6 protein-coding genes are annotated in these 8,977 nt (G+C 57.9%); all 6 read left to right on the top strand.

The window, feature by feature from the left end:
* A partial coding sequence (locus METUNV1_RS06560; protein ID WP_139026303.1) for a DUF1800 domain-containing protein occupies window positions 1-2,662 on the top strand: 2,662 nt, incomplete at its 5' end.
* A 9-nt stretch (window positions 2,663-2,671) separates the two neighbouring features.
* Complete coding sequence (locus tag METUNV1_RS06555; RefSeq protein ID WP_139026302.1) at window positions 2,672-3,895, top strand: DUF1501 domain-containing protein; 1,224 nt, start codon at window positions 2,672-2,674, stop codon at window positions 3,893-3,895.
* Window positions 3,896-3,999: 104 nt separating this feature from the next.
* Window positions 4,000-5,280 carry a nucleotide sugar dehydrogenase gene (locus METUNV1_RS06550; protein ID WP_043359263.1) on the top strand — a complete coding sequence of 427 codons (1,281 nt, stop codon included), beginning with the start codon at window positions 4,000-4,002 and terminating at the stop codon, window positions 5,278-5,280.
* A gap of 231 nt (window positions 5,281-5,511) precedes the next feature.
* Entirely contained in the window at window positions 5,512-5,982 is a 471-nt protein-coding gene (locus METUNV1_RS06545; protein ID WP_008060081.1) for a GDP-mannose mannosyl hydrolase, read from the top strand.
* 286 nt (window positions 5,983-6,268) lie between these two features.
* Window positions 6,269-6,760 carry a c-type cytochrome gene (locus METUNV1_RS06540; protein WP_008060080.1) on the top strand — a complete coding sequence of 164 codons (492 nt, stop codon included), beginning with the start codon at window positions 6,269-6,271 and terminating at the stop codon, window positions 6,758-6,760.
* A 12-nt stretch (window positions 6,761-6,772) separates the two neighbouring features.
* Window positions 6,773-8,095 (top strand): FAD-dependent oxidoreductase, encoded by a 1,323-nt coding sequence (locus METUNV1_RS06535; RefSeq protein WP_008060077.1) that lies wholly within the window; start codon window positions 6,773-6,775, stop codon window positions 8,093-8,095.
* Window positions 8,096-8,977: the final 882 nt, after the last annotated feature.

Genomic DNA, 8,977 nt, shown 5'->3' with positions numbered 1-8,977 from the left:
GCAGGAGGTGTTGCCGGACGGTAAATATAAGTGGTCGGGTATCTATCGGACGGACGGTAGCGGTCATCTGAGGCTTGATCCGACGGATCTTGGACGCAAGAGCTACGCGATTAGCGCACCCAGCCCGGTGGACGGGACGGAGAAGTACAGCGCGACCTATGCCGATGCAGGTACGTACCAGTTTCGCGTGGGCAACGTAGGTTTGGCCGTGCAGTTGCTGGACGACGTGACGGGGGCGGGGATTGCCAACGTTGAGATCCATGCCTATGAGCGGATGGCCGACGGAAGCGAGGCATGGAAGGCGAAGCACGTCTCGGATGCAGGCGGTCGAGTGAGCTTCGACCTGGAAGGTCTGGGCGCGGGACGGACCTATTTCGCCCGAGCCAAGCCGTTCGGGATGTGGGTGAGCAGCGCGCCGATCACCCGAACCGGCTGGTTCGGATTCACTGTTGGTACCACAACTGTAACACTCAAAGATAGACCAACATCGTCGATTTTCAGCGGCGTTCGAATAACGGCGTACGAAAAAAAATCAAATGGAACAATGACGCCGAAAATACAGTTTCCTACTGATTCACAAGGGAAGGTGAGGTTTGATCTTGAGGGGCTTGGTGATGGTAGAGAATATGTATTAATGGCAATTGATCCATATGGTAATGGGAAAAATTACTTTAGTAGAGTACTCTCAAAAAAAGGTCTGGTTGATTTTCAGCTTGAGCAGATTTCTGCTGAAATTCTAGACCTCTCCATGCCAGATATCAGTATATCAAGCCCCCAAGATCAAACAAAAATTACGCGTTCAGGTGTTTTGATCAAAGGGGTTGCCACTGACGGCGGTGGTGTTCGCTCTGTTTTTGCAAGTCTTCGTGATTCAAGTGGTCGCGTTATCGAGCGAGGCGCGGTGTTTCGTCCTGAATCAGGGTTTTGGTACTTGAATACCGGCCCTTTGGATATGGCCCCGGGAAGGGTGGATGTTCTAGTTACGGCACAGGACTCTTCGTTCAATGAACGCTCTGCAAACTTAGTCCTTGAATTAGAGGTGGATGTCTCCCCTCCCGTCATCGAGGTAAGTTCACCACTCCCAGGAACAGAAGTCCCTACAGGCGGTTTTTATGTGTCTGGACGTGTGGTTGATCAATCTCGAATAGTGAACATGAAAGCGGTTGTTGATGTTCCATTGCGAGGTTTGTCAGAAACACATGCGCTCGAGGTTGATTCTTTTACCGGTGGTTGGACTCTTGTTTTGGCACCTTCGGATGTCTATTCCGGTGCGATTGGTATAACGCTTTATGCTGACGACGGTGCTGGAAATACAGCCGAGAGGCGGATAGCCTATCAATCCTCCGAGCGATTTAAAAGAATCTGGCATTTGCTTCAACGATCGTCCTTTTCGGCTGATATTGGTGCGTATAGGACTGCCTCTTCGCTTGGTGATAGAGCGTGGCTTGACATTCAGCTTTCTGGATCGGCGCTTCCTGTTTATCAGCCTATTTTCGGAATTGGTGCAAATATTGCGACGCCGTTTCTGCTAAGGGCGCAGCACGACGAAAGACAGATCCAGGTAAAGATGGCGTGGTTCTGGGATAACCATTTCAACACTTACTATCAGTCGCACTTTAATAGTGCTTTTGAGATGGCAGAGAATGCCGTCTTCTATGATTTTTCACTTGGAAGTTTTCGGTCCCTCTTGGGCTACAGCGCAAAAAGTCCGGCAATGCTTTATTCGCTTGACGGTAAGTCCAATAATAAAAGTAGGCCGAATGAGAATTATGCTAGGGAGCTCCTTGAGTTGCACACAATTGGTGTTTCCGGTGGGTACACTCAGCGTGACGTTGAGGAGGTTGCGAGAGCTTTCACTGGATGGACTGTTGTAGATGGAAGTTTCTTCTTTAGATCGGAAGACCATGACTACGGGGGGAAATCCATACTTGGCAGCACCTTGTTGCCGGGGGGAGGGGGCGACGATGGCGAGAAAGTCCTAGATTTATTGGCGGATAGCTTTTCTTCTGCAAAATTTTTGTGCCAAAAGCTGATTAAATTTTATGTTTCGGACGGCCCGTTGGATACGCTTTTGTCAAGATGTTCAAATGTCTTTTTCTCTAACAGGCTGTCCGATTCTCAAATAGCTCAAACGGTTCGCGAGTTGCTTCTTTCACCAGAGTTTTTTGATTCTTCTATGTTTGGAAAGAAACTTAAGACGCCGATTCAGTTTGTTGTTGGAACGATTCGACAACTTAATGGCGAGGGGGGCGGTGACGATGTTGCTCTCGAACTTCAGCGCCAAGGAATGTCCCTGTTCATGAATCCCTCGCCGGCGGGTTATCCGGAAACTGGTGACAAATGGCTGAGTTCGAGCATGCTGCAAACTAGAGCTCGATTTGCTGATCGCTTGATGAGTTATCAACCCAATGAAAATCAAACTCGTTTTAATTTTATTGGGCTGCTTCGGGCTGAGGCACTAACGACTTCACAAGGTGTGGTTGGGCATTTTCTTGAAAGAATGTTTGGGCCTACGTTCAAGAATTCTCATAAGGATTTGGCATTGAGCTTTCTAACAGAAGATGGTCGCTATCCGTTTTTTATTGATTCTCCGGATGCGGAAATTAGAGTTAGGCGCCTTGTGAAGCTGTTGATGTTGTTTCCGGATTATCACTTTCATTGAGGAGTGAGCGTGGAAAGAAGAGACTTCTTCAAAGCGCTTTCAATGGCAGGGTTGGCGCCCCTTTTTATAGGAGCTCCTTCCGTCCGTGCTGCAACGAATGGCCGAGTTTTGGTGTTGGTTTTCATGCGTGGTGGGTGGGATGGCTTGAACGTGGTTGTTCCATTCGGAGATGATGAATACTACCGGATAAGGCCAACTATTTCCGTTTCGCCTCCGTCGGCTTCGGGGGCGTTGAATATCGATGGTTTTTTTGGATTTCATCCAGAGTTGAAGGAAGTATTTGATTTGTATCAATCTGGGTGGGTCTCAATTATGCCGGCTGTTCACTACCCTAATGGGTCAAGATCGCATTTTTCTGGTCAGGATAATATTGAATCTGGTGGTTATTTGAATGATGGTGCGGGATGGCTTGGGCGATATCTTAGGGAGTCTATTGGCGACCCGTGGTCTAGAGCCATCAGTATCGCTGATCAGGCGGTCTACAGTCTCCGTGGATTGTCGATGCCTGTTCCTTCGTATCCTGACCTAAATTCTCTAGCGTTCTCTGGGAGTGTTACGGAAAGCGCTTTGATGGCAGACGCAATTGCTCGTTCCTATCAATGGGGAGGGATTTCGGGTAGCCAGCTTGAATCTCGTTTAAAAGAGATTGGGCAGAGATTGTCAGCTGATTTGGTGGCTCTGCAAAACGTTTCTAGACGGCCTGTTGATAATGATGCTGTTTATCCTGATTCGACATTTGGAAGGCAGCTAAGGCAAGCTGCGGCTGTGATTAAAGGAAGGCCTGGTGTTGAGTTGATTACTTTGAACTGTAACGGCTGGGATACTCATAGTGATCAGGGTGGTGGTGCGCCGACGGGGCGAATGTCTCAGTTGTTGCGAGATTTTTCAAAAGCTGTTGGAGCATTTTTTAAGGATTTGGGAGTTGTTGCTGATCGTGCGCTGATTCTTACTTCATCTGAGTTTGGACGTACGGCAGTTGAGAATGGGAGCAAGGGTACTGATCACGGAAATGCAACCGTATGGCTAGCCATGGGCCCTGCCGTTCGAGGTGGAATCTATTTAGGGGGAGGGTGGCCTGGCCTCCGATCTTCACAACTGGTTGAACAAAGGTCTTTGGCCCATACGTTGGATTTTCGATCTGTCTATTCTGAGGTTTTATCCAATTTTATCGGGTATCAGGGGGGGGCGGTTTTTCCGGGGTTCTCTGGTTCTAGGGCGGGTTTCTTGATTTAGGTATGTTAATTTTATTGAAATTTTATCGCCTTATTATTGAGTGCGATTTTTAAGTGGAATTACTGTTTAATTCGGATCTGAACGTAGCTCTAGTGAGGGATTTTGTGGCGATCGTGACAGTTGTTGGGTTGGGCTATGTCGGCTTGCCGCTAGCAGTCGAATTCGGAAAGAAGATCAGAACGTTCGGTTTCGATCTTTCATCCGAGAAGGTTGATGCTTATCGCCGCCATGTCGATCCGACCGGAGAGGTGTCGTCGGATGACTTGGCTGCTGCGGTTCATCTGAGCTGTTCGACTGACCCGTCGGTGATCGGCGAGGCTGACTTCATCGTAGTGGCTGTGCCGACGCCGGTGGATGATGCTCATCAGCCCGACCTCACCCCGTTGGTGAAAAGTTCCGAGAGCGTCGGACGCCATATGAAGCGCGGCGCTACGGTGGTGTATGAGTCCACTGTGTATCCGGGGGCGACGGAAGAGGTGTGCATACCAATCCTGGAGCGGGAGTCGGGGTTGAAGTGGAAGCAGGACTTTTTCGTCGGTTACAGCCCCGAGCGGATAAACCCGGGTGACAAGGAGCGCACGGTCACGAAGATCGTGAAGGTGGTGTCTGGCGATACACCCGAGACGCTGGCCCGGGTGAAAGAGGTATACGGACAGGTGATCACAGCCGGTCTGTGCGAGGCGAGCAGCATCAAGGTGGCTGAGGCCGCCAAGGTGATCGAGAACACGCAGCGCGACCTGAATATCGCGCTGATGAATGAACTTGCGGTGATCTTTCATCGCATCGGCATCGACACCGAAGAGGTGCTGAAGGCTGCTGGCAGCAAGTGGAATTTTTTGCCCTTCCGCCCGGGGCTGGTGGGCGGGCACTGCATTGGCGTTGATCCGTACTATCTGACGCACAAGGCTGAAATGCTGGGCTATCACCCGCAGGTGATTCTTGCCGGTCGCCGCATCAACGATGGCATGGGCAAGTTCATTGCCGAGCAGACGATCAAAGAGATGATTGCCGGTGGCTCGCAGATCCGCGGTTCCAACGTGATCGTGCTGGGCATGACGTTCAAGGAGAACTGTCCGGACCTGCGCAACAGCAAGGTGATCGACGTAGTGCGGGAGCTGGAGAGCTATGGCGTGTGCGTCTGGGTGCATGACCCTGTAGCGGAAAGCGCGGAGTGCGAGCACGAGTACGGCGTGAAGCTGGTGCCTTGGGACATGCTGCCGAAGGCTTCGGCCATCGTTGCTGCGGTGGCCCATGCCGAGTTCAAGCAGGTGGGTCTGGATCATTTGCTGGGCAAGCTTGAGGCGGGCGGATTGTTCGTTGATGTGAAGAGCATGTTTCCCGCTGAAGCTGTTATGGAGGCCGGCGCACGTAGCTGGCGACTGTGAGTGCTTGCTGAGGCCCCATCGCGGCGGGGCGCCGCTCCCACAGGGGTCAGACTGCGTCGGAGCGGCGCCTCGCCGCGATGGGGCCTTTGTAACAGGCGCTGTTTCCGTTCAAGCGCCGAATCGCGGCGGGGGCGTCTCCCACAGGACAGGGCCCAGCCCTTGTCGTCCTGCGGCTGAAGTGCTACTGCCAGGGCCGCTTTTCTTGCTCGATTAAATTCAAAACGAGTTTCCATGCTCCCCAAAGAAGTGTTGATCGAAGTGGTGCGCTCTGCACCGCTCGTGTCCATCGACCTCATTGCCCGTCGTCCCGACGGCGCCGTGCTTCTGGGTTACCGCCGCAACCGCCCGGCCCAGGGCTTCTGGTTCGTGCCCGGCGGACGCATCCTGAAGGGCGAGCGGATGGCAGAGGCGCTGGTGCGCATCGTGCGGCGTGAACTGGGTGAGGCGGTGCCGGTGACCGGATGGCGCGGTGCCGGGGTGTTCGAGCACCTGTACGACGACAACTTCGCGGGTGTCGAGGGCGTGGGCACGCATTACGTGGTGCTGCCTCATTGCCTGGATGTGTCGGCCGACGTGGTGCTGGCGCCGGACGATCAGCACGACGCCCTCCAGTGGTTTGCGGTGCCGGAACTGCTGGCGCGGGCTGACGTGCATCCCTACACCAAGGCGTACTTCAGGACGGAAGGCGAGGGCGCCGCGTAAGGGCCCTCAGAGTTCTCGATGGCCAGCCGGTGGCGGGGCGTCGGCCGGTAAGGTACTGCGCCGCCGGGCGCTGCGCCTCGGGCGCTGTCATCTCGCGCGCATTCGCGCGGCCCTCTGCCGCAGCCTTCAGGAGGTGCCCAGCACCTGCCCGCACCGGCCCGCACCTGCCGCGCGTCATCCTGTCTCCCGGATGAACATCATTTAATGCGCCCGGTAATGTCCGGTTAATGTGTGGGGTTATTGTGCGTGGGAATATTTTCCTCGTTATCGACGAGGGAGGATTCCCATGACTGAACTGAAGAGCCGATTCATGCGGTGCGCGCTGGCGGCCGGGCTGCTTGCGGCCGCGGCGATGGCGGACGCGGCCACCGAGGATGACCGCTTGCTGGCGTCGCAGTGTCTGGGCTGCCACGCGGCGGACCCGAACGGCACCGGCGGTTTCGAGCGGCTGAATGGCGAGAGCGCAGCCGAAATCGTCGATGAGATGAACGAGATGAGGGTGTCGAACAAGGAGCTCGACATCATGCACCTGCAGGCGCGCGGTTACACCGACGACCAGATCCAGCGCCTGGCCCACTGGTTCGCGACCTACGCGCCGCGCAGCGGAACGCGCGGGCCGACGCTGCCCGGCGGCGGCACGGTGGCGCCGAAGAAGACGGAAGACTCAAAGGAGCGGAGCAGCAAGCCCGAGGTGAAGGTGGCCAGCAGCAAGGTGGTTGCGAAGGCGGCGGCGAAGAAGCCTGCCGCGAAGAAGACCACCGTACGCAAATCGAGCTGAGAGGGCGCTGACATGAGTTTCGAAACCATTCTGAAGCAGCCGCTGAACCGTCGCGGCTTTCTGGGCGTGCTGGGCAGTGCGTCGGTGCTGGCGACGATGGGCGCGGCGCGGCCGGCCCGCGCGGCGGCGGCGCGCGTGGTCGTGGTCGGCGGCGGCTTCGGCGGCGCGACCGCGGCGAAGTACATCGCGCAGTGGGGCGGCGCAGGCGTGTCGGTGACGCTGGTCGAGCCGAACGCACGCCATGTCTCCTGCATTCTGAGCAATCTGGTGCTGAACGACCGGGTGAATCTGGCCAGCCTGGGTTTCGGCTACGACAGGCTGAAGCAGCGCTACGGCATCGAGGTGGTGGCCGACCGCGCCGTGGGTGCCGATCCGGTGGCGGGAAAGCTGGATCTGGCCAGCGGCATCGCGCTCGATTTCGACCGCTTGGTGATCGCGCCGGGTATCGGTTTTGACCCGATGCCCGGTCTGGATACGCCGGAACAGCAGATGCTGGTGCCGCACGCCTGGCAGGCGGGGGCACAGACCCAGTCGCTGCGCGACCAGCTGAACGCGATGGCGGACGGGGGCACCGTGGTGATGAGCATTCCGAAGGCGCCTTACCGCTGCCCGCCCGGCCCCTACGAGCGCGCCTGCGTGATCGCCGATTTCCTGAAGCGGAAGAAGCCGAAGTCAAAGCTGGTGGTGCTGGACGCGAATGCCGACATCCAGGCCGAGCCGCTCATGTTCCGCAACGCCTTCACCATGCTGTACGCCGGCCGGCTCGAGTACGTGCCGAACGCGATGGTGACCCGCGTAAGTTTCGAGGGGCGGCGCCGGAAGGCCTGGGTCAGCGACGGTGTGGGCGGCGAGATCGCATGGACTGCGGACGTGCTCAACGTGATTCCGCGCAACACCGCGGCGCGGCTGGCGCACGATCTGGGCGTGGTGAACGTGAATGGCCGCTGGGCCGGCGTGAATCCGCTCACCTACGAGTCGACCGCGGCAGCGCGCATCCATGTGATCGGCGATGCCCAGGGCACGGGTCTGCCGAAGGCCGGGCATATCGCGAATTCCGAAGCCAAGATCTGCGCCGACGCCATCGTGCGCATGGTGAACGGCTGGCCGGTGGATGACGCTGTGCGCATGCAGAGCGTGGTGGCGAATTCGGCCTGCTTCAGCCCGATCACCTACGACACCGCCTCGTGGCTGAACGCGGTGTTCGCCTACGATCCGGCGACCGGTCTGATGAAGCGGGTGGATGCATCGTTCGGCGAAGCGCCGGTGCGCAGCAAGGAGAACTACGAGCACATGATGAAGTGGGCGGCCCGTCTGTTCGACGACACCTTTGCCTGAGCGGCCTGATGGCGGGTGACCGGTGCGGCAGCCGGCGCCTGAATGGAGGCCGCATCGCGGCGGGGGCGCCGCGCCCACTGAAAACTGGTGCGCTTGTCGCGGTTCGCGCGGCAGGGGGCGCCGCACTCACTGAAGCCGGCTCCGGTCTCACGCTGACGCGCAGGATTGAAGCGTGTGCCGTGGGAGCGGCGCCTCGCCGCGATTGGGGCGGTGGTCAGGCGATGTCGGTCGATCTACGGCCGCATCGCGGCGGGGGCGCCGCTCCCACTGAAAACTGGCGCGCTTGTCGCGGTTGGCGCGGCAGGGGGCGCAGCACTCACTGAAGCGGGCTCCGGTCTTACGCTGACGCGCAGGATTGAAGCGTGTGCCGTGGGAGCGGCGCCTCGCCGCGATCGGGGCGGTGGTCAGGCGATATCGGTTGTTTGATCGCCGTATCGCGGCGGGGGCGCCGCTCCCACCGGAGACCGGCGCGCTCTTCGCGGTGCGCGCGGCAGGGGGCGCAGCGCCCCTGAAACGGGGCCTTGTCCTGATGCTGAGGCGCAGGATTGAAGCGTGTGCCGTGGGAGCGGCGCCTCGCCGCGATCCGGGCGGTGGTCATGCGATATCGGTTGTTTGATCGCCGTATCGCGGCGGGGGTGCCGCTCCCACTGGAGACTGGCGCGCTCTTCGCGGTTCGCGCGGCAGGGGGCGCAGCGCTCCTGAAACGGGCCTTGTCCTGATGCTGATGCGCAGGATTGAAGCATGTGCCGTGGGAGCGGCGCCTCGCCGCGATCCGGGCAGTGGTCAGGCGATGTCGGTCGATCTGCGGCCGCATCGCGGCGAGGGCGCCGCTCCCACTGGAGACCGGCGCGCCCTTCGCGGTTCGCGCGGCAGGGGGCGCAG

The organism is Methyloversatilis universalis FAM5, from assembly GCF_000214035.2.
In the GTDB taxonomy this organism is placed as follows: domain Bacteria; phylum Pseudomonadota; class Gammaproteobacteria; order Burkholderiales; family Rhodocyclaceae; genus Methyloversatilis; species Methyloversatilis universalis.
This window is presented reverse-complemented; position numbering and strand designations above follow the sequence as displayed.